General features: G+C 68.2%; 19 protein-coding genes. 10 read left to right on the top strand and 9 right to left on the bottom strand.

The window, feature by feature from the left end:
* Nucleotides 1–25 precede the first annotated feature (25 nt).
* From glpK to NF556_RS13130, 3 genes are all read right to left on the bottom strand, one after another.
* Entirely contained in the window at nucleotides 26–1,579 is a 1,554-nt protein-coding gene (glpK, locus tag NF556_RS13140; protein WP_252591374.1) for a glycerol kinase GlpK, read from the bottom strand.
* 106 nt (nucleotides 1,580–1,685) lie between these two features.
* Nucleotides 1,686–2,420, bottom strand: a complete 735-nt coding sequence (locus tag NF556_RS13135) for an MIP/aquaporin family protein (RefSeq protein ID WP_252591373.1) — start codon at nucleotides 2,418–2,420, stop codon at nucleotides 1,686–1,688.
* Nucleotides 2,421–2,511: 91 nt separating this feature from the next.
* On the bottom strand, nucleotides 2,512–4,266 hold the full coding sequence (locus NF556_RS13130; protein ID WP_252591372.1) for a glycerol-3-phosphate dehydrogenase/oxidase: 1,755 nt from the start codon (nucleotides 4,264–4,266) through the stop codon (nucleotides 2,512–2,514).
* A gap of 115 nt (nucleotides 4,267–4,381) precedes the next feature.
* Here NF556_RS13130 and NF556_RS13125 point away from each other — a divergent pair, with 115 nt between their 5' ends.
* A complete protein-coding gene (locus tag NF556_RS13125; protein WP_252591371.1) occupies nucleotides 4,382–5,224 on the top strand; it encodes a GNAT family N-acetyltransferase in 843 nt (280 codons plus the stop codon).
* A 157-nt stretch (nucleotides 5,225–5,381) separates the two neighbouring features.
* Nucleotides 5,382–6,632, top strand: coding sequence for an alpha-hydroxy acid oxidase (locus NF556_RS13120; RefSeq protein WP_252591370.1), 1,251 nt, complete (start codon nucleotides 5,382–5,384; stop codon nucleotides 6,630–6,632).
* A 150-nt stretch (nucleotides 6,633–6,782) separates the two neighbouring features.
* On the opposite strand, the gene NF556_RS13115 is transcribed toward NF556_RS13120, so the two are convergent.
* Nucleotides 6,783–7,754, bottom strand: coding sequence for an IS5 family transposase (locus NF556_RS13115; protein ID WP_252591369.1), 972 nt, complete (start codon nucleotides 7,752–7,754; stop codon nucleotides 6,783–6,785).
* 98 nt (nucleotides 7,755–7,852) lie between these two features.
* On the opposite strand from NF556_RS13115, the gene NF556_RS13110 reads away from it, so the two are divergent.
* From NF556_RS13110 to NF556_RS13095, 4 genes are read left to right on the top strand one after another with little or no spacing between them, the layout of a single operon-like run.
* Nucleotides 7,853–9,031 carry an ABC transporter substrate-binding protein gene (locus NF556_RS13110; RefSeq protein WP_252591368.1) on the top strand — a complete coding sequence of 393 codons (1,179 nt, stop codon included), beginning with the start codon at nucleotides 7,853–7,855 and terminating at the stop codon, nucleotides 9,029–9,031.
* 43 nt (nucleotides 9,032–9,074) lie between these two features.
* Nucleotides 9,075–9,950 (top strand): branched-chain amino acid ABC transporter permease, encoded by an 876-nt coding sequence (locus NF556_RS13105; protein WP_252591367.1) that lies wholly within the window; start codon nucleotides 9,075–9,077, stop codon nucleotides 9,948–9,950.
* Nucleotides 9,951–11,630 (top strand): branched-chain amino acid ABC transporter ATP-binding protein/permease, encoded by a 1,680-nt coding sequence (locus tag NF556_RS13100; RefSeq protein WP_252591366.1) that lies wholly within the window; start codon nucleotides 9,951–9,953, stop codon nucleotides 11,628–11,630.
* Nucleotides 11,627–12,337, top strand: a complete 711-nt coding sequence (locus NF556_RS13095; protein ID WP_252591365.1) for an ABC transporter ATP-binding protein — start codon at nucleotides 11,627–11,629, stop codon at nucleotides 12,335–12,337. Before NF556_RS13100 ends, NF556_RS13095 begins: the two co-directional genes overlap by 4 nt.
* On the opposite strand, the gene NF556_RS13090 is transcribed toward NF556_RS13095, so the two are convergent.
* Nucleotides 12,322–13,263: an alpha/beta hydrolase gene (locus NF556_RS13090; protein ID WP_252591364.1), complete on the bottom strand. Its 942-nt coding sequence runs from the start codon at nucleotides 13,261–13,263 to the stop codon at nucleotides 12,322–12,324. The genes NF556_RS13095 and NF556_RS13090 overlap by 16 nt on opposite strands.
* A 135-nt stretch (nucleotides 13,264–13,398) precedes the next feature.
* Here NF556_RS13090 and NF556_RS13085 point away from each other — a divergent pair, with 135 nt between their 5' ends.
* The 4 genes from NF556_RS13085 to NF556_RS13070 all read left to right on the top strand — a co-directional run bounded on the left by NF556_RS13085 (nucleotide 13,399) and on the right by NF556_RS13070 (nucleotide 19,449).
* Nucleotides 13,399–15,177: a proline--tRNA ligase gene (locus NF556_RS13085; RefSeq protein ID WP_252591363.1), complete on the top strand. Its 1,779-nt coding sequence runs from the start codon at nucleotides 13,399–13,401 to the stop codon at nucleotides 15,175–15,177.
* A 27-nt stretch (nucleotides 15,178–15,204) separates the two neighbouring features.
* Nucleotides 15,205–15,942, top strand: a complete 738-nt coding sequence (locus NF556_RS13080) for an HAD family hydrolase (protein WP_252591362.1) — start codon at nucleotides 15,205–15,207, stop codon at nucleotides 15,940–15,942.
* A 25-nt stretch (nucleotides 15,943–15,967) separates the two neighbouring features.
* Nucleotides 15,968–16,720, top strand: coding sequence for a TSUP family transporter (locus NF556_RS13075; RefSeq protein ID WP_252595804.1), 753 nt, complete (start codon nucleotides 15,968–15,970; stop codon nucleotides 16,718–16,720).
* Between the two features lie 119 nt (nucleotides 16,721–16,839).
* The gene (locus NF556_RS13070; protein ID WP_252591361.1) at nucleotides 16,840–19,449 is read left to right on the top strand and encodes a choice-of-anchor I family protein; all 2,610 of its coding nucleotides are present in this window, start codon (nucleotides 16,840–16,842) and stop codon (nucleotides 19,447–19,449) included.
* 179 nt (nucleotides 19,450–19,628) lie between these two features.
* On the opposite strand, the gene NF556_RS13065 is transcribed toward NF556_RS13070, so the two are convergent.
* The 4 genes from NF556_RS13065 to NF556_RS13050 form a co-directional block, all read right to left on the bottom strand.
* Nucleotides 19,629–20,963 carry a CapA family protein gene (locus tag NF556_RS13065; protein WP_252591360.1) on the bottom strand — a complete coding sequence of 445 codons (1,335 nt, stop codon included), beginning with the start codon at nucleotides 20,961–20,963 and terminating at the stop codon, nucleotides 19,629–19,631.
* 100 nt (nucleotides 20,964–21,063) lie between these two features.
* Nucleotides 21,064–23,085: a thioredoxin domain-containing protein gene (locus NF556_RS13060; RefSeq protein WP_345780118.1), complete on the bottom strand. Its 2,022-nt coding sequence runs from the start codon at nucleotides 23,083–23,085 to the stop codon at nucleotides 21,064–21,066.
* Between the two features lie 133 nt (nucleotides 23,086–23,218).
* Nucleotides 23,219–23,878, bottom strand: coding sequence for a hypothetical protein (locus NF556_RS13055; protein WP_252591359.1), 660 nt, complete (start codon nucleotides 23,876–23,878; stop codon nucleotides 23,219–23,221).
* Nucleotides 23,871–24,203 carry a helix-turn-helix domain-containing protein gene (locus tag NF556_RS13050; RefSeq protein ID WP_252591358.1) on the bottom strand — a complete coding sequence of 111 codons (333 nt, stop codon included), beginning with the start codon at nucleotides 24,201–24,203 and terminating at the stop codon, nucleotides 23,871–23,873. Before NF556_RS13050 ends, NF556_RS13055 begins: the two co-directional genes overlap by 8 nt.
* Between the last annotated feature and the right edge of the window lie 59 nt (nucleotides 24,204–24,262).

Genomic DNA, 24,262 nt, shown 5'->3' with positions numbered 1-24,262 from the left:
GCCGGGCTCCAACGTGCTCGGGTGATCAGCCCTCGGCTGCCTCGGCGGCCTTCTCCTCGACGGCCTCAGCGTCGTCGTCCACCCAGTCGAAGGTCTTGGTCACGGCCTTCTTCCACTGGCGATACTGCCGGTCGCGCTCGGCGTCGCCCATCTTCGGGCTCCAGCGGGCACCCTCGGCCCAGTTGTCGATGACGTCCTGCTCGCCCTGCCAGAATCCGACCGCGATGCCGGCGGCGTAGGCCGCGCCGAGCGCTGTGGTCTCGGCGACCTTGGGGCGCACGACGTCCACGCCCAGGATGTCGGCCTGGAACTGCATCAGCGTCTCGTTGGCGATCATGCCGCCGTCGACGCGCAGCTCGGCAAGGTCCACGCCGGAGTCGGCGTTCATCGCATCCAGCACCTCGCGGGTCTGGAAGGCCGTGGCCTCCAGGGAGGCCCGGGCGATGTGGTTCTTGTTGACATAGCGGGTCAGGCCGACAATCGCACCGCGCGCGTCGTCCTTCCAATAGGGCGCGAACAGGCCGGAGAACGCGGGCACGATGTAGCAACCACCGTTGTCGTCGACCTTCTTGGCCAGGTCCTCGACCTCCGGAGCCTCCTTGATCAGGCCGAGGTTGTCGCGCAGCCACTGCACCAGGGAGCCAGTGACGGCGATCGAGCCCTCGAGGGCATAGACCGTGTCCTGCTCGCCGATCTTGTAGCAGACCGTGGTCAGCAGACCGTTCTCGGACGGGACGATCTCCGTGCCGGTGTTGAGCAGCATGAAGTTGCCGGTGCCGTAGGTGTTCTTCGACATGCCCTTCTCGAAGCACGCCTGGCCAAACGTGGCAGCCTGCTGATCGCCCAGGATGCCGGCGATCGGGACACCGAGCTTGGTGCTCTCGCCGTAGACCTCGGAGGAGGACTTGATCTCCGGGAGCATGGACATCGGGATGCCCATGTCGGAGGCGATGTTCTCGTCCCAGCTCAGGGTCTTCAGGTCCATCAGCATGGTGCGAGAGGCGTTGGTTACGTCCGTGACGTGCACGCCGCCGTCCACCCCGCCCGTGAGGTTCCACAGCGTCCAGGTGTCGGTGTTGCCAAACAGCAGATCACCGGCCTCGGCCTTCTCTCGGGCGCCCTCGACGTTGTCCAGGATCCACTTCACCTTGGGGCCGGAGAAGTAGGTCGCCAGCGGCAGGCCACAGATCGCCTTGTACTTGTCCGCGCCCTCGTCACCGGCGAGCTCGGCAACGATCTTGTCGGTGCGGGTGTCCTGCCAGACAATCGCGTTGTAGACCGCCTCGCCGGTGTTCTTGTCCCACACCACAGCGGTCTCGCGCTGGTTGGTGATGCCGATGGCTGCCAGCTGGGAGTTGGCCAGGCTGCCCTTGCCCATCGCCAGCCCGATCACCTCGCGGGTGTTGTCCCAGATCTCGGCCGGGTCGTGCTCGACCCACCCCGCCTTCGGGAAGATCTGCTCGTGCTCCTTCTGACCCACGGAGTGGATCTCGCCGGACTTGGTGAACACGATGGCCCGGGTGCTCGTGGTGCCCTGGTCGATCGCGAGGACGTAGTTCGGCGTTGCTGTGTCAGCCATTGCTGAGCGCTCCTTCACTTCGTTGTGTACGGGATGGGTTGTGCCGAGGTGTCAGGCCGGGTGCTCATCACGGGTGGTGGGCACCCGGCTCACGTGCTGGGTCAGGTCAGGCGAAGGCCCCCATGTAGAGGACTCCGGCCAGGACTCCACCGAGGATCGGGCCGACGATCGGGACCCAGGAGTAGCCCCAGTCGCTGCCGCCCTTGCCCGGGATGGGTAGGAGTGCGTGCGCGATGCGGGGCCCGAGGTCACGGGCCGGGTTGATGGCGTAGCCGGTGGGACCACCGAGGCTGGCGCCGATGCCAACCACCAGGAGCGCGACGGCTAACGGGCCAAGCCCCGCGGGGGAATGGCCAAACATGAGGATGACAAAGACCAGCACAAAGGTGCCGACAATCTCGGTGAGGGTGTTCCACAGCGGGTTGCGGATCTCTGGGCCGGTGGAGAAGACAGCCAGCTTGGTGGCTGGCTCAGCGTCCTGGTCGAAGTGCTGTTTGTAGGCCAGCCACATGATCACCGCGCCCAGGAAGGCGCCGATCATCTCGGCGGCGAGATAACCGATGGTGTTGCCGAAGTTGACCGGGATGTTTTCGAGCGCGCCGTCATAGAAATCGGCTCCGCTGGCCAGGATGCCGAAGGTCACGGCGGGGTTGAGGTGGGCGCCGGTCTTCCAGGCTGCATAGACGCCGGCGAAGACCGCCAGCCCCCAGCCGAAGTTGATCAGCAGCCAACCGCCGTTGTTGCCCTTGGTCTTGGGCAGGACCACGTTGGCCACCACGCCACAACCCAGGAGGGTGAGCAGGCCGGTGCCCATAATCTCGTAGAGGAAGATATCTCCCATGCGGGGACTCCATTCTCATCGTTGAGCGGATTAGTTGAGGGCAGCGTGACAGACGCTGCGGCAGATGTGCTAGAGGCGCACGCTGTGAGGCTCAGTTTCCTTGCGTGCCAACGGGAGCCATCGGTGTGAGGTCAGGTGCTTGACTGCGGACACGCTCGGCGGACTCGTCGTCGGGCTGGAGGGCTGCCTGCTCCTCGGCAGCAGCCAGCGCGCGGTAGGCGTCGACCTCGCGCTGGCGCCGCTCCTCGTCCCAGCCCAGCACGTCACCGGCCAGCCCGGCGATCTCGACCAGGGCGGCCTGGCCACGATCGGCTGCCTCGTAGTTCAGCCGCGTCCGCAGATACATGATGTCCTCGAGGTGCAGGGCGCCCTCGTGGCTCGCGGCGTAGGCGATCTCGGCTCTCAGATAGGCCGGAGCCCCCTGCAGTGGACGGCCGAGCGAGGGGTCCTCGCGGATGCTCTCGACCAGTTCGGTCAGCAGCGAGCCGTAGCGGTGCAGCAGGTGGTCCACCATCTGCTCGGACCAGTCAAACTCCTTGCGCCAGCGCGCCGCCTGACGGCGCACGGCCTTCTCGCCCTCGGCACCCACCAACGGGATCTCGTGGGTGATGCTCGGGGTCTCCACGGCCTCACCGCCGATGGCGAAGTCGACGGCGTCCTTGGCCATCACCCGGTAGGTCGTCAGTTTGCCTCCGGCGACGATGGTCAGCCCCGGCACGGGGCTGGCCACCGTGTGCTCACGGCTCACCTTGGCCGAGTCCGTGCCCTCCTTGGTGCCGGGCTGCAGGAGGGGCCGCAGTCCGGCATACGAGCCGACGACGTCCTCCCGGGTGAGCTGGGTGGTGAGGACCTCGTTGGCGTGGGCCAGCACATAGTCGATGTCCGCCGCCGTGGGGACCGGGTGCTGCGGGTCCAGCTCCCAGGGAGTGTCCGTCGTGCCCAGGATCCAATAGCGCGACCAGGGGATGAAGAAGAGCACGGACTTCTCGGTCTGCAAGAACAGCCCCGAGGTGCCCTTGATGCGCTCGCGCGGGATCACCAGGTGGATGCCCTTGGACGCCAGGACCCGCAAACCGCCGCTGGTGTCGGCCAGCTGCTCGGTGTCCTCGGTCCACACGCCGGTGGCGTTGATGACGTGGCGAGCCCGTGCCGTGATCTCCGCGCCGGTCTCCAGGTCCTGCAGGATCGCGCCGTTGACGCGGCCCGACGCGTCCTTGGTGAGCTTGGTGACCTGGGTGCGGGTGGCGGCGTGCGCGCCATAGGTCGTGGCCGTGCGGATCAGGGTGGCGACCAGCCGGGCGTCATCGACGGTGGCGTCCCAGTACTTCACGGCGCCGATCGCCGTGTCGTGTTTGAGGTCTGGGAACTGCTTCAACATGCCCTTGCGGGTCGTGTGCTGGTGGATCGGGAGTGCGCGGCGGCCCGGCATGATGTTGGCGAGCAGGTCGTAGAGGCTGACGCCCGCGCCGTAATAGGCACGCTGCCAGATGCGGTGCTCCAGCGGGATGAGGAAAGCCATCGGCTTGACCAGGTGCGGCGCGATCTTGCTGAGCAGCAGCCCACGCTCAGTGAGGGCCTCGTGCACCAGCTTGAAATCAAGCATCTGCAGATAGCGCAGGCCGCCGTGGACCAGCTTGGTCGAGCGCGAGGACGTGCCGGAGGCCCAGTCCTGCGCCTCCACGACAACCGTGGACAGTCCGCGCGTGGCGGCATCGAGAGCGGTGCCAGCGCCGGTCACCCCGCCACCGATGACCAGGACATCGATCTCTGCGCCGCCCGCTCCGCTGTCGGCGAGTGCTGCCAGCGCTGCCTGCCGGCTCTTCGTGGTCAGGGGGCGTGGCTGCACGAGCATCTCCTACGTAGTGGTGACTGTCCACCGATCCTCGCGCCCCGCGGCACTACGGCGCAACTGGTAAGCGGTGGTGAGCCGTTGTGGGTTGACCAGTCGCTAGTCTGGGCAGATGCTCCGCATGCCGGCCCCGGTGCGTGGCCTGGGAATGGCCGACGCCACCCAGGCCCTAGAGATCTGCGGGCGTGACCCCGTCTCCAATGTCTTTGTCGCGGCTCGGATCCTGGAGGGTGGGCTCACCGGCGGACGCAACTCGGTGCTCGGCTATGACCGTGGCGGGCGCACCGGTCTGTGCTGGACCTCCGCCAACGTCGTGCCGGTCGAGGTGTCCTCCGACATGGTGGAGCCGCTGGCCGCCAAGGTCGTCAAGCGTCGGGCCTGGGCCTCCTCACTGTTTGGCCCGGTCGACCAGGTGCTGCCCCTGTGGGAGGTGCTCGCACCGCAGTGGGGTCCGCCGCGAGAGGTGCGAGGCAATCAGCCGGTGATGACCATCCGTTCCGCGCCGAGCGTGCTGGGCGTCCCGATCGACACGGCCGTCCGCCCGGCCGCCGCCGAGGAGCTCGACCTGGTGGTGCCCGCAGCTGCCGCCATGTTCACGGAGGAGATCGGCTATCCACCTTTTCGCGGCTCGGACCGTGCCTACCGGTTGTCCGTCGGTGCCCTCGTGCGGGACGGCCGGTCGCTGGTGCGGATCGAGAACGGCGAGGTCATCTTCAAAGCGGACATCGGCAGTGTCGCCCTCGACGTCGCCCAGATCCAGGGCGTGTGGGTGCACCCGCGCTGGCGCGGTCGGGGCATCGCGGTGCCGGCCATGGCCGCAGTCGTTGAGCATGTGCTGCGGCACGTTGCGCAGACCGTGACGCTCTATGTCAACGACTTCAACACGCCCGCGCTGGCGACGTATCGGCACGTCGGCTTCGTGCAGACGGGGACCTTCGCCACGGTCCTGCTCTGAGTCCCGTTTCTGGGCGACGGGTCACGACGGGGTCACGATCTGGCCACAGCGGGCCAACGGTGCCAGAGGGCGTGCCGCGTGAGGCTAGGATCCTCCGAAGAACTATTCGCAGGACTGCATGGATATGCAGCCGAACAGGAAGCGCAGGACGCCGCAGATGGCACGGGTGAAGCGACGGCTCCCCAGGGTTGAGGAACTCAGACCGCTGGTCAAGATCGACAGGCCGACCCTGCAGGTCACCAGACGACGTCTCGAGCGAGCCCAGACGATCGAGGACCTGCGCCACCTCGCCCGACGCCGCACTCCCAGGTCCGCCTTCGACTACGTCGACGGTGCCGCCGAGAGCGAGGTCAGCCTGTCCCGGGCCCGCGAGGCCTTCGGTCGCGTCGAGTTCCGTCCCCGGGTGCTGCGCGATGTGTCCGGCATGGACACCGCAGTCCGGATCCTGGACGTGAGCAGCCCGATCCCGCTGATCCTGGCACCGACTGGGTTCACCCGGATGATGCAGCACGAGGGGGAGCGGGCCGTCGGCCGCGCCGCCGCGGCTGCCGGCGTCCCCTACGCGATCTCCACCATGGGCACGGTGTCAGTGGAGGACATCGCCTCCGAGCTGCCGGACCTGCAACGCTGGTTCCAGTTATATCTGTGGCAGGACCGAGAGGCCTCCCTGGCCCTGATGCAGCGCGCCCAGGCCGCTGGGTTCACCACCTTGGTGCTGACGGTTGACACCGCGATCGCCGGTCAGCGCCTGCGCGATGTGCGCAACGGGATGACGATCCCACCGCAGCTCACGCCCAAGACCCTCGCCGACATGGCGCTGCACCCTCGTTGGTGGGCCAACCTGCTGACCACGGAGCCGCTGGAGTTCGCCTCCCTGCGCGAGTCCGGCGGCACGGTCGAGTCGCTGGTCAACAAGATGTTCGATCCGACGCTGAACACGCAGGACCTGGTCTGGCTCCGGGAGAACTGGTCAGGGGCGATCGTGCTCAAGGGCATCCAGAACGTCGAGGACGCCAAGGAGTTCGTCGATCTCGGGGCCGATGGCTTGATCGTCTCCAACCACGGGGGTCGCCAACTCGATCGCTCGGTGACGCCACTCGAGGTGCTCCCGCAGATCGCCGAGGCCGTCGGCGGGCGGGTCCCCGTCCTGCTCGACACCGGGGTGATGCACGGTGGGGACATCGTTGCGGCCGTGGCCAACGGCGCCGACGCCGTGCTCGTCGGGCGGGCCTACCTCTACGGGCTGATGGCCGGTGGCGAGGCGGGAGTCGCCCGTGCCCTGGAGATCCTGACCAGTCAGGTCCACCGGACCATGCGTCTGCTCGGCGTCACCTCGCTCGACCAACTCACGCCGGATCACGCCGTGCTGCACCCGGCCAGCACCCACGCACCCGCACACAACGCCTAAGGAATCGCTGATCTAATAGCGATTCGGGCCGTGAAGTTGCCCGGCTGTGTCCTGGGAGTGCTCAGCGGGCGGGGACAGGCTCCGTTTCCCGGCCCTGCGGTCCCGGTTTCGGGACTCCTGGGCCGTTTCGGGCAGGCTGGCGCCTTGCCGTCACCCCATCAGGGCGACGGCACGCGCGCGCATCAGCCAGTTCGCCGAAGCGAACAACACGTTCAGGTGGTTGAGGTTCTTGCCGAGTCCGCGGTAGCGGGTCTTGGTGAACCCGAAGTCGCGCTTGACGATCAGGAACGGGTGCTCGACCTTGGCCCGCACCCCGGCCTGAGCCGACTGCGCCGCCCGGTCCGGTTCGGGCATCGTCTTGAGCACACCCTTGCGTGCCGCGACCCGGAACTCCACCTTGCTCAGGTGCTCATCGTCGGTGATCTCGGGACGGTTCGCGATGCCCTGGTAGCCGGCGTCGGTGTAGACAACCCGGTCATCGGGGCGTAACAGGTGGACGGTTTCGTCCAGGTCGTGCACGTTCGCGGCGGTCGCAGTCACGGAGTGCACGTACCCGGTGCCAGCATCAACACCGATGTGGGCCTTCATGCCGAAGTACCACTGGTTGCCCTTCTTGCTCTGGTGCATCTGCGGGTCCCGCGTACCAGCCTTGTTCTTCGTCGACGACGGTGCGGCGATGATCGTGGCGTCCACGATCGACCCGCCGCGCATGACCCACCCCTGGGCATCGAAGATCTCGTTCTGGTCGGCAAACAGCTTCTGACCCAGGTCGTGTTCCTCCAGCAGATGCCGAAAGTGCAACAGCGTGGTGGCATCCGGGACCTGCTCGACCGCGAAGTCCAGGGCCATGAACTTGCGCATCGCGTACGAGTCGTAGATCGCTTCCTCCACACCCTCATCCGAGAGGGAGAACCAGACCTGCAGCAAGTACATCCGCAGCATCGTCTCCACCGGCTTGGGCTTACGCCCCTTCTTGCCGTCGTAGTAGTGCGGCTCGATCAACCCCACCCACCGTGCCCACGGGATGACCGAGTCCATCGACTCCAAGAACTTCTCCCGACGCGAGACCCGCCGACGGTTGCCGTACTCAACATCAGTGAACGAAGGCTGCTCGCTACGCATACCCCATTCTCCCCGACCGGCCCCCACGCCTCAGGACACGACACGGCCCCGACCGCGCGAGAAAATCAGCGCTTCCCTAACCCCCTGGAGGAAAATTCATGCGCACCAACCTGTTCAAGCTGTCCGCAGCAGCGGGCGTCCTGGCACTGACCCTGAGCGCCTGCGGGTCCGACGACGGTGGAGACGGCGGTGGAGACGGCGGTGCCCTCGCCGGCGAGGGCACCGGCGACGACTGCGTCATCGAGGGCGAGGTGCCCGTCGGCGCCGCGCTGTCGCTGACCGGTGCCGCCGCGTCCTACGGAGAGTCCCAGCAGAACGGTCTCGAGCTCGCCACCAAGCACCTCAACGAGAAGGAGGGCGTGACCTACGCCCTGACCGTTGAGGACGACCAGACCGACCCCAAGCAGGCCATCAGCGTCTTCGAGGGCTTCGCGGGCGACGACACCAGCATCATCATCGGCCCGACCCTGTCCAACACGGCCTTCCAGGCACAGCCGATCGCGCAGGAGGAGAGCGTCCCCGTGCTGGCGATCTCCAACACCGCCGAGGGCATCACTGAGCAGGGCGACTGGATCTTCCGTGACTCCCTCACCGAGGGCCAGGTCATCCCGCAGACCGTCGCCGCGGCCGTGGAGACCTACGGCCTGGAGAACGTCATCGTCATGTATTCCAACGACGACGCGTTCACCGAGTCGGGCTATGACGTCATGGCCTCCTCGCTGGAGGAGGAGGGCATTACCGTCGCCGACACGCTGACCTTCTCCAAGGCCGACACCGACTTCCGGGCCCTGCTGACTGAGGCCAAGAACGCCGACCCCGACGCCATCTTCGTCTCCGGCCTCATCGAGGCTGCCATCCCGCTGGTCACCCAGGCCCGCGAGCTCGGCATCGACGTGCCGATCGTCGGTGGCAATGGCTTCAACAACCCCCAGCTCATGGCTGACGCCGGGGACGCCGCCGAGGGTGTCGTCGTGGGTGCCGCCTGGAACTCCGCCTCGGACAACCCCGAGAACGCTGACTTCCTCGAGGCCTACGAGGCGGAGTTCGGCAGCGGGCCCGACCAGTTCGCCGCGCAGGCCTATGCCGCGATGACGATCATCGACCACGCCGTGCGCGAGGGCTGCGACGGTGGCCGCGAGGGCATCCAGGCCGGTCTGGGCAACATCACAGACCTGCCGACCGTGCTGGGCTCCATCACCATCAACGAGAACCGCGACGCCGAGCACGAGGCTGTCGTCCAGGTGATTGAGAACGGCGCCTTCGCCGTCCTCGACTGATCCACCGGCACCCAGCTCTGACCCCTGACGGAGGCGGACACCCATGCAACAACTGCTCAACGGACTCTTCATCGGGTCCATCTACGCGCTGTTCGCGATCGGCTTCACGCTGGTCTTCGGCGTGCTGGACCGGCTGAACCTGGCCCACCCAGCAGTGTTCGCCGTGTCCGCCTTCGTCGGGATCGAGCTGGTCGAGGTGGCCGGCCTCTCGATCTGGCTCGCCCTGCCGATCGTCTTCGTCGTCGGCGGGATATTAGGAATGATCATCGAACGGGTCGCCTTCAGACCGCTGAAGAACAGACCGGATGCCCACTTCGCGGGGTTGATCTCCTCCATCGCCCTGGCGGGGATGTTCATCGCGCTGCTCCAGTGGCGCTACGGCCCCAACACCCGGCGTTTCCCGGCCGACTCCTTCCCGAACACAACCTTCAGCGTGTTCGGCGCCCAGGTCACCCTGGTGCAGGTGGCCATCATGGTCATCTCGGTGGGTCTGGTGATCGCGCTGACCCTGCTCGTCGCCAAGTCCCGGCTCGGTCGCGGGATGCGGGCCGTCGCCGAGAACCCGACTGCGGCCCGCGTGCTGGGCATCAACGTCGACCGGGTGACGATGACCACCTTCGCGATCTCGTCGGCACTGGGAGCCGTGGCGGGCGCGCTGTTCGCCATGAACGTCAACAGCGCCCAGCTCGGCATGGGCACGGCGATCGAGCTCAAGGGGCTGGCCGTGATCATCGTCGGGGGCATGGGCTCCCTGCCAGGAGCACTCGTGGGTGGCCTGCTGCTCGGTCTCGCCGAGGTGTTCGCGGTCCAGTACCTCTCCTCGAGCTGGCGCGACCTGGTCGCCTTCGGCCTGCTCTTCCTGATCCTGCTGGTCCGCCCGCAGGGGCTCTTCGGGGCGCGCAAGGTGCGTGAGGTCTGAGTGTTCACCGAATCGACCTTCGTCTTCATCGCGCTCGGCGCGATCTTCGCCTACTCCTTCTATGCCGTGCTGGTCGCTGGCCAGTTGAGCCTGGGCCAGGCCGGCTTCGCCTCGATCGCAGGCTTCACCGCTGCCAGCCTGGCCCCCTCGCCGGATGATGTCGGTGACCTGCCCGCCCTGCTGATCGCGATCGTGATCGGCATGGCCGTGGGAGCGCTGACCGCCGTCGTGCTCGGACTGCCCACGATGCGGTTGCGCGGCGTCTTCCTGGCCATCGCCACCCTGGCGTTCGCCGAGGCAATCCGCATCCTGATCATCAACATGGACTGGACCGGCGGTGCCCAGGGCATGTCCGTGCCCAAGGTCGTTGAGCCCTGGATGGCCTGGGTGATCCTCGCCGTGGTGGCCTACTGGTTCTGGCGGCAGGCCAACTCGCGCTACGGCCGCGCCCTCGAGGCAATCCGCGAGGACGAGCTGGCCGCGCGGGCCATGGGCATCGATGTGGGCGGCCACCGGCTGTCGGCCTTCGTCACCGCCGGCACCCTCGCCGGACTCTATGGCGTCCTGTGGGCCTACTTCGTCCGGTTGTTGGCGCCCGAGGACTTCGGCTTTAGCAAGGCCATCGACGGCCTCGTGACTGCGGTGGTCGGCGGGTCCACTGCCTTCTTCGGCCCGCTGCTGGGCAGCGTCTTCCTCGAGATGGTTCCCGAGGTCCAGCGAGCCATCGGCATCGAGGCGGGCTGGATCCGACCGTTCCTCGCCGGTCTGCTGATGCTGCTGGTCATCTTGTTCCTGCCCGGCGGAATCGCCAGTCTCCTGCCGCGGCGCAGCCGCAAGCTGGTGGCCGCGACCGCTGCCGCCGACGCTGGAGGGCTCTCGCAGCGGGCCCACCCAGCAACGGGGGAGACCGTGGTCAAGCTGGTCGGCCTCGGCAAGGACTACGGCGGTGTCCACGCCAACAAGGACATCAATCTGCACGTCACCGGTGGTGAGGTGATCGGCCTCATTGGTCCGAACGGGGCCGGCAAGACCACCCTGGTCAACATGATCAGCGGACTCGCCCGCAGCACCTCCGGCACCGCCGAGGTGCTGGGGCTGCAGCCAGGCAAGGCAGCGGTGCACAAGATCGCCGCGGCCGGAGTCAGCCGCACCTTCCAGCACTCGAAGCTGTTTGCCCGACTGTCCGCACTGGAGAACGTCATGGTGGGCGGTCACCTGGTCAGCAAGCCGACCTTCCTGCGACGACTGCTCTGGCTGCCGTCGGCCCGTCATGACGAGCGCCAACTGATGGTCCACGCCGCAGCGTGCTTGGAGCGCGTCGGCCTCACCGACAAAGCGGGCACCAAGGCCTCGGCCCTGTCCTATGGCGACCAGCGCCGGTTGGAGATTGCCCGTGCGCTCGCCTCGGACCCCTCGTTGTTGATCCTCGATGAGCCGGCTGCTGGCATGAACCACGTTGAGGCGGACGCTCTGTCCGACCTGATCTCCTCCCTGGCCCAGGACGGCCTGACGATCCTGCTCATCGAGCACAACGTCGGCATGGTGATGAAGACCTGCAGCCGCATCGTCGTGCTCAACTTCGGTCAGGTCATCGCCACCGGTACTCCCGATGAGATCGCCAACAACCCCGCTGTCGTCGAGGCCTATCTCGGCAGCTCCGAGTCGGAGGACGCATCATGAGCATGGTCGAGCCGATCCTCAAGGTCACCGACCTGGTCGTGACCTATGGCCGCGTCGAGGCGGTGCGCGGCGTCTCGTTCGAGGCCGCGCCGGGCTCACTGATCACGCTGGTCGGTGCCAATGGTGCCGGCAAGTCCTCGATCATCAACGCCGTATCCGGCATCGTTCGACCCCGCTCGGGCACCATCACCTTCGAGGGTCGCAACATCACCAAGGTGCCGGCCCACAAACTCGTCGGTGAGGGCCTGGTGCAGGTCCCGGAGGGGCGACAGATCCTGGGCACGCTCACCATCCACGAGAACCTCCAGCTCGGTGGCTGGCACACCAACGACGCCGCAGCGATCGGCGAGGTCTACGAGCGGTTCCCGGTGCTGGCCGAGCGCCGGGACCTGCCCGCTGGTGCACTCTCTGGGGGTGAGCAGCAGATGCTCGCCATCGGCCGGGCCCTCGTGGCCCGTCCGCGCCTGATCCTGCTCGACGAGCCGTCGATGGGGCTCGCGCCCAAGATCGTCGACGAGGTCTTCTCGACCATCGAGGAGATCCGTGCCTCCGGCACCACCGTCGTCCTGATCGAGCAGAACGCCCGGCGTGCGCTGCGGGCCGCTGATCACGGCTATGTCCTGTCGAGCGGTGAGATCGCCCACCAGGGTCCAGCCGCCGACCTGCTGGCCGACGACCGCGTGATCCAGGCCTACCTCGGCATCTGACCCCGGCGCGAGAGCCGTTGCAGGCTCCCCGTGAGGCGTCGCAGCCCCGCACCCAGCCCACGCTCGCCCCGGGCCTGCGCACCCGGCCGCTGCACGGCATACCCGCTCAGCAGCCAGGCCAGCGCCGAGGGGAGCCGCTCCGCCCACGCCGACTCGGTGTGGAAGGCCGCGGAGTCATAGACATAGCGCACCGGCGCCCGCGCGGCTCGCAGCGCACCAACCACCCGCTCGCTGTCCTGCACATAGGCAGCCTGCGCGCTCGGGTTGTCCGGCTCCTCGTGCCCGCCCACGTCAACATAGAACCTGGTCGGGGCGTGGGGCGCGTGCAGGGCGGCCTCGATGTCGCGCAGGTGCGGTTCACCGGGCACCCAGAGGGCCGGGGAGAAGGCGCCGACACCACCGAAGACATCCGGCCGTCGCACCCAGGCGTGCATGCTCACCACCGCGCCCATCGAGGAGCCGGCGGTCAGGGTGTGCTCGCGCTCGGGGCGGGTGCGCAGCGCCGCGTCGACCCACGGCTTGAGACGCTCGGTCAGGAAGGCGACATAGGCGTCCGCGTTCCCGCCACCGATGCCGACCTGGTGATAGGGGGAGTATTCCTCGATCCGGCGGTCGGGGGAGCAGGGGACACCCACCGCGATGACGTCAATGCCCTTCTCGTGCAGCGACATCAGAGCACGGTCGGCCGACCAGGTGACGCCAATGAACGCGGTCTTGCGGTCAAACAGGTTGGCCCCGTCGTGCAGATAGATCACCGGATAGCGCCGCGAGGAGTTGCGGTCATAGCCCGGCGGCAACCAGACGTAGAGGTCACTGCGGCGGTCCAGACCGGGGAGCGGCACGTCGCGCCAGAACCGCAGGTCGCCGACCACCCTGCGGCGCCGCGGATAGCGGCGCAGGGCGCCCGGCCCGGGAGTTGCACTCACCCCGGCAGGTTAGGCCACGGGCAAACCGGTTCAGGAGCCCGCCGCCCAGCGGATATCCTCGGTCGGTGACCCCGACCGCCCAGCCGGCGGTCGGCATACCTCCACGATGCATATCGTCAAGATGAAGGAGCCCACGTGGCACTGCGGATGTCGACCCTGTTCCTGCGGACCCTGCGCGAGGACCCGGCGGACGCTGAGCTGCCGAGCCACAAGCTGCTGGTCCGGGCGGGCTACATCCGCCGCGCGGCCCCGGGCATCTATTCGTGGCTGCCGCTGGGCCTGCGGGTGCTGCGCAATGTCGAGACCATCGTGCGCGAGGAGATGGACGCCATCGGCGCCCAGGAGTTGAGCTTCCCCGCGCTGCTGCCCCGCGAGCCCTATGAGGCCACGAACCGGTGGACCGAGTACGGCCCCAACCTGTTCCGGCTGCAGGACCGCAAGGGCGTTGACATGCTGCTCGGCCCCACGCACGAGGAGATGTTCACCCTCACGGTCAAGGACCTGTTCAGCTCCTACAAGGACCTGCCGGTCAGCCTCTATCAGATCCAGACCAAGTATCGCGACGAGGCGCGTCCGCGCGCCGGGCTGCTGCGCGGGCGTGAGTTCATCATGAAGGACTCCTACTCCTTCGACGTCGACGACGCGGGTCTCGAGGCGGCCTACCAGCGCCACCGTGAGGCCTACGTCAAGATCTTCGACCGCCTCGGTTTCGACTACGTCATCGTGCACGCCGACTCGGGCGCCATGGGCGGCTCGGCCAGCGAGGAGTTCCTCGCGGTCAGCCCGCACGGCGAGGACACCTTCGTGCGCAGCACCACCGGTGACTACGCCGCCAACGTCGAGGCCGTGCACGTGCCCACGCCCGCGCCGGTGGATGCCTCAGGGGTCCCCGCGGCCCAGGTCCACGACACCCCCGACACCCCGACCATCGAGACGCTCGTGGCCGCAGCCAACGCGAGTCACCCGCGCGAGGACGGCCGGGAGTGGACCGCGGCCGACACCCTCAAGAACGTGCTGGTCATGCTCACCCACCCCGACGGCACCCGCGAGCCGCTGGCCATCGGCGTGCCCGGGGACCGCGAGGTCGACGCCAAGCGTCTGGAGGCCCAGGTGTCCCCGGCCGAGCCCGGCGCATTCGAGGACAAGGACTTTGCCGCACACCCCGCCCTGGCCAAGGGCTATATCGGCCCGGGCGTGCTGGGCGAGGAGCGTGCCTCGGGCATTCGTTATCTGCTCGACGCCTCCATCGGCGAGGGCAGCGCCTGGATCACCGGTGCCGACGAGCACGGCAAGCACGTGTTCAACCTGGTGCACGGCCGTGACTTCACCGCGGACGGTGTCATCCACGCGGCAGACATCCGTGAGGGCGACGCGAGCCCGGACGGCAACGGCACCCTGACGCTGGCACGTGGCATCGAGATGGGCCACGTCTTCCAGCTCGGCAGGAAGTATGCCGAGGCGCTGGGTCTGTCTGTCCTCGACCAGAACGGCAAGCTCACCACGGTGACGATGGGCTCCTACGGCGTCGGCGTCAGCCGCGCCGTCGCCGCCGTCGCCGAGGACACCCTGGACGAGATAGGCCTGTGCTGGCCCCGCGAGATCAGCCCCGCCGACGTGCACGTGGTCGCCACCGGCAAGGACCCCGCGGTCTTCGAGCACGCCGACGGCCTGGTCGCCGAGCTGGAGTCCCAGGGCCTGACGGTGCTCTATGACGACCGCTTCAAGGTCTCTCCGGGCGTGAAGTTCAAGGACGCCGAGCTGATCGGTGTCCCGACCATCGTCGTGATCGGCAGGGGCCTGGAGCAGGGCACCATCGAGATCAAGGACCGTCGCACCGGCGAGCGGCGCGAGGTTGCCGTGGCCGACGCCGCCGGTGAGATCGTCGCCGAGGTGCGCCCCGGCGCCGGGGCCTGATGGGAGTGCTCTGATGGGAGCGCCCTGATGAGCCGTGGGCGGGTGCGTGCCGTCCTGTTCGACTGGGGCGGCACGCTCACGCCCTGGCACCAGATTGACCACGTCGCGCAGTGGCACGGCTTCGCCAGCGAGGTCGCGACCACCGGGGACGACGTGGCCGACCTGGCTGCCCGGATCCTCGAGGCCGAGGGCCTGGCCTGGCAGCAGGCCCGCACCGAGCACCGCAGCGCCCGGGTGGAGGAGATCCTGGCCGAGCTGGGCTACGGCAGCCAGCACTCGGCATACGGGCGGGCACGCAGCGCCTATGACCGGTTCTGGGAGCCGCACACCCACACCGACCCGCTGGTCCGTCCACTCTGGGAGGGGCTGCGGGCGAGCGGGATGGCCGTCGGTGTGCTGTCCAACACGCTCTGGTCGCGTGACCACCACCGCGGGATCTTTGAGCGGGACGGGGTGTTGGACCTGATCGACGGTGACGTCTACAGCAGCGAGATCCCGTGGACCAAGCCGCACCCGGAGGCCTTCCTCGCCGCGGCGGCCGCCGTGGACACCGAGCCACGCGACTGCGTCTATGTCGGGGACCGCCTGTTTGAGGACGTCCACGGACCCCAGCAGGTCGGCATGCGCGCGATCCTGGTGCCGCACAGTGACATCCCGACCGAGCAACGGGTCGAGGTCGACGCCACCCCGGACGCCGTGGCCCACTCGCTCGCGGAGATCGCGGGCATCGTTGCTGGCTGGAACTCCGGACACGCCGGTGGATGACCCCTCCATCTGGCTCTATGTCCTGATGGGCCTGGCCGCGTTGGCCGCCGGCTGGATCGACGCGGTCGTGGGCGGGGGCGGGCTGATCCAGTTGCCGGCCCTGCTGCTCGGCTTTCCCGGTGCCACACCGGTGCAGATCCTGGCCACCAACAAGCTCGGCTCGATCTGCGGCACGACCGTCAGCTCGATCACCTATTTCCGCCGGGTGCGCCCCGACCTCTCGACCGCCCTGCCGCTCGCCGGCTTCGCCTTCCTCGGCGCGCTGGGCGGCGCGCTGATCGCCAGCATGATCCCCAAGTCGGCCTTCAACCCGATCATCCTGGTCGTCCTGGTGGGGGTGGGGATCTACACGCTCGCCAAGCCCAGCATGGGCCAGATCTCGGCGCTGCGGTTCTCCGGGCGCTCCCACTTGGTGGTCGCCGCCCTGATCGGGTTGGGCGTCGGGGTCTATGACGGGGCGCTCGGCCCCGGCACCGGGTCGTTCTTTGTCTTTGCCCTGGTGGGACTGCTCGGCTATGGCTTCCTGCAGGCCAGCGCCAAGGCCAAGATCGCCAACTGGGCGACCAACGTGGCCGCCCTGGCCGTGTTCATCCCGATGGGCGCGGTGATGTGGAAGGTCGGCCTGCTGATGGGCGTGTGCAACATGCTCGGTGCCTATCTCGGGGCACGCACAGCGGTGGCCCGCGGGAGCGGCTTTGTCCGGAGTGTGTTCGTCGTGCTGCTGGTGGCTTTCATCCTCAAGATCGGCTACGACACCTACGCCCAGTTCACCGGCTGACCCGCGGCAACCGGCCGTTCACCAACGGACACCCGGCGGCCACGTCAGGGCCACGTCAGGGCCACAGAGCAGTCACCCGGCACGACTGAGATCTGGTCATGAACACACCATCTCGATCCGTGAGCCTCCTGGCGGCGGCTGCTCTCAGCATCGGCATGATGCCGGCAGCCCTCGCCAGCCCAGGTGACGATCCCTCTGACAGCACCCCCGCGGCCGTTGACCCGCGGCTCTCTCTGACGCTCGCCGGCGTGCACGAGACCGAACAGTTTGACGAGTCGGCGGCGGAGATCACCTCCTTCGATCCGGCGACTCAGCGGATCTTCGTGGTCAACGCCCAGAAGGGCGCCATCGACATCCTGGACGGGTCGGACCCCAGCAACCCGACCTACGTCGAGACCCTCTCCACGGCGGGGGCGGAGCTGTCCGACGGCACCGTCCTCCCCGAGGGTGCCACCGTCAACTCGGTGAAGGTCCACGGCGACTGGATCGCCGTGGCGGTCGAGGCCCCCAACAAGGTTGACCCCGGTTGGGCGCTGTTCTACTCCACCGCTGGCGAGGCTCTCGGCGGCGTCCAGGTCGGCTCACTGCCGGACGCCATCACCGTGACCCCTGACGGCACCAAGGTTGTCGTGGCCAACGAGGGCGAGCCGGCCGATGACTTCAGTTCCGACCCTGAGGGCACGGTCTCCGTGATCGACGTCGCGGACCCGGCCGAGGTGTCCCAGGACGATGTCCGCACGGCCCGCTTCACGGCATACGACGAGGACACCGACCTGCCCGACGGTGTCCGGGTCTTCGGCCCGGACGTCGAGGTCCCCGAGGGCCACGAGCCCGCCGGGCGGGTGGCCCGCAACCTCGAGCCGGAGTTCTCGGCGATCAGTGACGACAGCGCCTTCGCCTATGTCTCGCTGCAGGAGGCCAACGCGATCGCCACCATCGACCTGGAGACCGCCGAGGTCACCGACCTGTGGTCCATCGCGCTGAAGGACTGGAGTGCCGAGGGCAACGTCCTGGACACCTCCAACCGGGACGGTGAGGACGGCGAGGGCGCGATCAACCTGCGCAACGCCCCGGTCTTCGGCCTGGCCATGCCCGACGGCATCGACACCTACACCGCCGGTGACGAGCAGCTGATCGTCACCGCCAACGAGGGCGACGCCCGCGAGTGGGGCGACTACGTCGAGTCGGTGCGCATCGCGGATGACGCCTATCCGCTGTGCGAGGACGCCTTCGGCGGCGCTGAGGGCGTGGCCCAGCTCAAGGAGGAGGCCAACCTCGGTCGCCTCAACGCCTCCATCGGCTCCGGCCTGCGCGAGGGCGCGGACTGCTTCGAGCAGATCGAGGTCTTTGGCGCGCGCAGCTTCAGCATCCTGTCAACCGATGGCGAGGTCGTCTTCGACTCCGCGGGCATGATCGAGCAGGCCATCGTCGACCTGATTGAGGCCGGCGAGCTGCCGGAGGAGGCGTTTAACGCCACCAACGACGAGACCCCGTCGTTCGACAACCGGTCCGACGACAAGGGCCCCGAGCCCGAATACGTCACGATCGGTCAGGTCGGCTCGCACAGCTTCGCCTTCGTGGGCCTGGAGCGCATCGGCGGCGTGATGACCTTCGACGTGACCGACCCGGCCAACGTGCGCTACGTCGACTACGTCAACAACCGCAACTGGGACGTCGAGGTTGACGGCGAGTGGGTCGAGGGCATGGGTGACCTGGGTGCCGAGGGCGTTGAGTTCGTCGCGGCCGAGGACAGCCCCACGGGTGCCCCGTTGGTGATTGTGGCCAACGAGGTCTCCGGCAGCACCTCGGTGTTCGACGTTGAGCTGGGCGGTGTCGACCGCGTCGCCGGTGACGACCGCTACGAGACGGCCGTCCAGCTGTCGCAGCAGTTCCCGAGCGCCTCGAGCGACACCGTCTTCGTGACGACCGGCCAGGCCTACCCCGACGCGCTCGTCGCGGCGGCCCGAGCCGGACTGCAGGACGCTCCCGTGCTGCTGACCCGCCCGACTGCCCTCTCCTCGGCGACCCGCGCCGAGCTGGAGCGGTTGGCTCCGGAGAACGTCGTGATCGTCGGCGGGCCCGGTGCCGTGCTGCCCGGGGTCGAGGAGGACATCGCTGAGCTCGGCGCCGAGACCGTGCGCCACGAGGGCCAGAACCGCTACGAGACCGCAGCCGCGATCGCCGGTGAATACGGTTCCGACACCGAGCGGGTCTACCTCGCCAGTGGCGTGACCTATCCCGACGCCCTCGTCGGCAGCGCCGCCGCGGCGATCGAGGAGGCACCGGTCCTGCTGACCCGACCGGACCACCTGCCGGAGGCCACCGCGACGGCACTGGCCGCGCTGGAGCCGACCGAGGTCGTGCTGCTCGGCGGCCCGATCGCGATCTCTGAGGACGTCGCGGACCTGGTCGACGAGGCGACGGGTGCCGAGGTCACGCGTGTGGGTGGCGGTGACCGCTACGAGACGGCCGGGTTGCTGGCCGAGCGCTTCGAGGGGCCGGTTGACCTGTCGTTCGTTGCCAGTGGCGCCGACTATCCGGACGCGCTGACCGGTGCTGCCGTGGCCGGCTCCCGCGAGGTGCCGATCCTGCTCACCCGCGCCGACAAGCTCACCGAGGTCACCGCCGAGTCGCTGGAGCGGCTGAGCCCGACCCGCGTGCTCGTGCTCGGTGGTCCGGTCGCAGTGGCCGAGGACGTCCTGGACTCGCTGGAGCAGTTCCTGCCCTGACGCAGGTGTCGTCCAGTCGGTGCCCGCTCACGCTTGTCGTGGGCGGGCACCGGCGCGTGATGGGGCACTCAGGTCACCACCGTCAGCCCACTCACCCGACCAACTGCATGGATCCTTCACGGCCCGATCGGCATGTCGCGTGAAGGATGCGCGCAGTTGGCGTCGTCCCTCAGCTCAGCTCAGCTCAGCGGCTCGGCGTCGCAGGCGTCCTCGCCGAGGCGGTCCATCGTCTCCACGACCCGGTGATAGGTCTCGGCGTTCTGGTCCGGGGTCGCCAACCGGATCACGTGGTTGTCGATTTGCACCCGCGTTGGCTGGAAGTCCATCTGGGAGGTGACCTTGCCGTTCTCGTCCTTGGCCAGGTGGAAGCGGGCGAACATGCCCTCCTGGGTCTCCGCTCGCAACTTGCCCGCGGTGGTGTCGGGTGACTGGTTGGACAAGAAGTTGCCCAGGCCATAGATGACGTACTTGCCGTTGATCTTCTCGCACGGCTGGATCACGTGGACGTGCGTGCCGAGGATCAGGTCGACAGCGTCGGACTCGAGCAGTTCGGCGGCGATCTCGCGCTGCTGGTCCGTGGGGTCGGTCCAGTATTCGTTGCCCCAGTGCATGCTCACCACGACGAAGTCGGCACCGTCCGCCTTGGCTGCCTCCGCATCCTCGATGATGCCCTCGGCGCCGATGACGGGCCAGAGCGACTCACCCAGCCAGGGCGCCTCGGGCGGGATGTCGGTCGTCGGCTGGCCTGAGTTATAGATCGTGTAGGTGTAGGCCAGCTGCGCGACGTCCACGTCATTGACCTGATAGCTCGCATAGTGCCCGGCGTCGGCCTCGTCGCCGACCGGCCCGGCATACTGCAGCCCGGCGTCCTCGATCACCTGCTGGGTGTCGGCCAGCCCGCTCAGCCCCTGGTCCCAGGTGTGGTTGGAGGCGAAGTCGCACCCGTCATAACCAGCATCGGCCACGGCGTCCGCGAGCTCGTGGGGAGTGTTGAAGACCAGCACCCGCGGCACGGTGATGTCGGTGTTGTCCGGCGACAGCGGTGTCTCCATGTGGCAGACGGTGAGGTCGTTGTCGGTGAGCAGATCCTTGACGTCGGCGAACATCGGGGAGAAGTCATAGCCCTGCCCACCCGCGTTGGCCTGGGCGTTGGCGATCACGGGGGCGTGGGAGAGCAGGTCGCCGGCCGCGCCGATCGTGACCTCCTTGGGCTCGGAGGCCTCCTCGGTGGTGGGTTCCTCGGTCTGCTCGCCGCCAGCGTCCTGCGTGGGTGAGCCGCTCGGGTCGTCCTCGTCCCCGCCAGCCTCCCAACCGTCGGGGGGAGCAACCTGCCCTGTCGGCTGGTCGGTCTCGGCGCCGGTTTCGCTGCCCGTGGCCGTGCTCTCTGCGGCGTCCAGCGGGGGTGGCTCCAGCCCCGACTCGTCACCGCCGCCGCACGCACTCAGCAGCAGGAGGGGAGCCACGGCCAGAGCCAGGGCACGGGTGTGCAGTCGGGTGCCGCCACGGGAGGACATGCTCGCACTGTATGACGCATGGCTGGGCGTGCGGTTCTGGCCACGCGGGAGTGGGCTGAGTCGGGTCGGACTCAGGTGGGCTGGCCACGCGGGCGTGGGCTCAGTCAGTCAGCTGGCTGCCCCGGCCGCGGGTCAGGGCCTCGCGCAGATCGGCGGGGGAGGTGACTGGCAGGTCGCAGACGGTGCCTCGGCAGACGTAGGCGGCAGCCTGGCCATCCACGTCTGGCCGGCCATCGAGCAGCGGCGGCGCCTGATCTGGGGAGCCCACGACGACCATCGCCCCGACGGACTGCCGGGCGACGTCCACCAGGTCGCGCTGCCCGGTGCCCTCGCTGATCGCGATCTGCAGCGGACCCGCCTGGGCTGCCTCACCAGCGGCCAGCGCCCACCCGGCGAAGCGCGGGTCCCGCTGGGCGATGACCCCCATCGGTGCCAACGCCTGCGTGCCGAGCTCAAGGTGCTGGGCGGAGCCTGCCGCGGCTCCGTGGGCGAGCAGCGCGCTGGCCAGCGCCGACTGCCCGCACGGCTCCGCGTTGTCGCCGCGTGCCCGCGGGCGCAGGACCAACTCCTCCGCATCGGCAGCGGTGTCGTGGAAGATGCCCTGCCCGTCGCCGAAGCGCGCCACCGCATCCTCCAGCAGGGTGCCGGCTGCGTTGAGCCACTGAGCGTCGGCGGTGGCCGCGTGCAGCGCGACCAGCCCCTCGATCAGGTCGCCATAGTCCTCGGCGACCGCTTCGGCCGCCCCCACCCGGCCAGCACGCGAGCTGCGGCGCAGGCGTCCGTCGACGAAATGCAGGTCGAGGACGAGCCGAGCTGCGTCGGCCGCTGCCGCCACCCAGGACGGCTCGTCCAGCAGCGATCCGGCGTCGGCCAGAGCCGCGATGGTCAGGCCGTTCCACGCCGTGACGACCTTGTCGTCCAGGGCGGGTTGCGGACGCAGGTCACGTCTCGCTTTCAAGCTGGCTCGCGTCGTGGCCCACCAGGTGGGGTCGTCCGGGTCGTTGAGCAGCTGGAGGGTGGAGGTGCCGTGCTCGAAGGTCCCTGACGCGGTGACCGTGAGCAGGGTGGCGGCGCGCCTGCCGTCCTGTTGACCCAGCAGCTCCTCGAGCTGGGCCGGGGTCCAGACATAGGTCGAGCCCTCCACACCCTCGGTGTCCGCATCCAGAGAGGAGGCGAAGCCGCCCTCGGGGGTGCGCAGCGACTCGAGCAGGAAGGCCACGGTCTCGCGGACCACCCGCTCGGCCAGGGCTGCCGTGTCTGCCTCGTCGTCGCGCACCGCAGCCTGCCAGAGGTGCGCATAGACGCGGAGCAACTGGGCGTTGTCATAGAGCATCTTCTCGAAGTGGGGGACCACCCAGGCGCGGTCCACGGCATACCGTGCGAAACCCCCGGCGAGCTGGTCATAGAGGCCGCCCCTGGCCATCGCGGTGGCCGTCTCTTGTGCCATCCGCCAGGCCGTGGAGCTGCCAGTGCGGGCGTGGTGGCGCAGCAGGAACTCCAGGACCATGCTCGGCGGGAACTTCGGCGCCGAGCCAAACCCGGGGTGCTCCTGGTCATAGCTGCGGGTCAGGGTGGCCACGGCGGCGTCGAGCAGCTCTGCGCTCAGCGGGAGCGACTGGGCGGAGCCGGACTGCGCCTTCGTCAGGGCCTCGACGACTGCTGTCCCACTGGCGCGCACCTGGGCCTCCTGGTCCGACCAGGCGCCGCCGATGGCGGTGAGGAGCTGGAGCAACTGCGGTCGCTGCAGATAGGTGCCGCACCAGAACGGCTCGCCCTCCGGGGTGAGCAGACAGGTCATGGGCCACCCGCCCTGGCCGGTCATGGCCACCGTGGCGTCCATATAGACGGCGTCGACGTCCGGTCGCTCCTCGCGGTCGACCTTGACGGGCACATAGCTGGCGTTGAGCAGTTCGGCGACGCCCTCGTCCTCGAACGACTCATGGGCCATCACGTGGCACCAGTGGCAGGCGGCATAGCCCACGGACAGGAAGATCGGGCGGTTCAGCCGCCGTGCCTCGGCGAAGGCCTCATCACCCCACTCGCGCCAGTCCACCGGGTTGTCGGCGTGCTGGAGGAGATAGGGGCTGGTCGCGTTGGCGAGACGGTTGGCGATCTTCTTCACTCCTTACGAGTGGCACGCGTATGCGTGTCTCGCTTCTAGTCAGTGAGAGTGATACATGAAGCAGATTCTCGGGATGCTGGTGCGTTCAGCCTAGCCAGGAGGACGCCGAATGAGAGTGCCTCGGTCGGGGGCATCAATCCCGATGCCGCACACACAGCCCGAGCCGCCCGCCCTCCCCGACCTCCAAGCGTGACTCGCAACGCAGACAAGCGACGCCCCGGAACAGCACGCTCGGCTGATCTTGGTCTGCTGGAACCGGCGCCGTGTCGTAGGCGTTGGCGAAGCGCCGCGTCAGATGCGGGTGCCGACGACCCAGCATGCGATGCACGTCAGCCTCGGTGCGCCGTGGGTTCTTGGCTACCTCGGCGAGCAGACCCACCCCCTCGCGGTAGGCGCGCTCGGTAAAGCGAAGCGCCATGAAGTAGTCCGGGTTGACCGCGCTCATACGGCCCCCAGTGAGATCCTCGACCGCGAAATCGTCCACATCGATGGTGAGCAGATACCGCGCATCGGCCCGGATCGCATCGGCCACTACCTGTTGGTCCTCTACAGAAACCGTCACCAGCCCCTCCGTGCTCGTGGCGGTGGGCGACAATTCCATGCCCAAGATGCCGGTGCGGACAGTCGAGACAAGCGATGCCTCACCTCGGGTATGCCGGTCGGCTTCGCCTTCGACGTGGGCAGACCAGGTGACCTCCAGCCCGTCGGCACGGGCGCCCGCAATCACCAGGGTCCGGGTGACGGGGGAGGCCAGACTGTTGGCGTCCAAGAACAGGACCGCGGGCTCACTCACCGAACAACTCGGCCTCGATGTCCGCGGCGCTAGCCTGGGCCATCCGCTGCATCAGTTCGTGGCTGTACCGCTCGAACTCGGCCAAAGGGATTCGGTGGTGAGTGCCAACTTTCGTGGCCGCAAGGTCGCCCTCGGCGATCCGCCGCAGCACCGTCGAGCGCGACATCCCCAGGCGCCTCGCCACCTCGGCAGGCGAGAGCAGTTCCAGCCGGGCCGACACATCGACGACCTCGCCACGCGCCTTCGCTGCCTCCAGGAATGCACGAAGCGACGCCCAACTCTCGTCAGACAGGTGCGCCGGGTTGATTGTCATCGACTCACTCATAGCCACCAGCATATCTTCAAGTGGCCACTTATGAAGTGCTAAGTGTCCATTCGCTGGTC

It is taken from the genome of Ornithinimicrobium faecis (assembly GCF_023923225.1).
GTDB classification, from domain to species: Bacteria; Actinomycetota; Actinomycetes; order Actinomycetales; family Dermatophilaceae; genus Ornithinicoccus; species Ornithinicoccus faecis.
This window is presented reverse-complemented; position numbering and strand designations above follow the sequence as displayed.